We start from the raw sequence: 298 nt of genomic DNA on the forward strand, positions 1-298 counted from the left end.
AGAAGCGCGCCAACAAGGTGTACCGGATCCGCACCGCGCCTGGTTTCCAGACGGTGGTGGAGTTTCCCGAGGGCTTCGCCTCGCCGCCCTCCTGTGGTGACTGCGTGGATGGCGCCTCCCCCAGCATCGACAAGAGCCCGGCGCTTTTCGTCCTCCAGGCCTTCGACAACGACAACTACATCGCCGTGAAGCCCCTGCGCTTCTCTCGCGAGGAGGGAGGGGATGGCCCCCCTGCCGAAGAGTTTCAGATGACAGTGACGGTGCGGCTCAAGTCGCGCCTCACCGTCACCCTTCTGGT

At 64.8% G+C, this 298-nt stretch carries 1 protein-coding gene; it reads left to right on the plus strand.

Annotated features, from left to right (window positions below; genetic code table 11):
• On the plus strand, positions 1-298 hold a 298-nt coding region (locus Q664_RS59705), incomplete at both ends, for a hypothetical protein (RefSeq protein WP_043411754.1).

It is taken from the genome of Archangium violaceum Cb vi76 (assembly GCF_000733295.1).
In the GTDB taxonomy this organism is placed as follows: Bacteria; Myxococcota; Myxococcia; order Myxococcales; family Myxococcaceae; genus Archangium; species Archangium violaceum.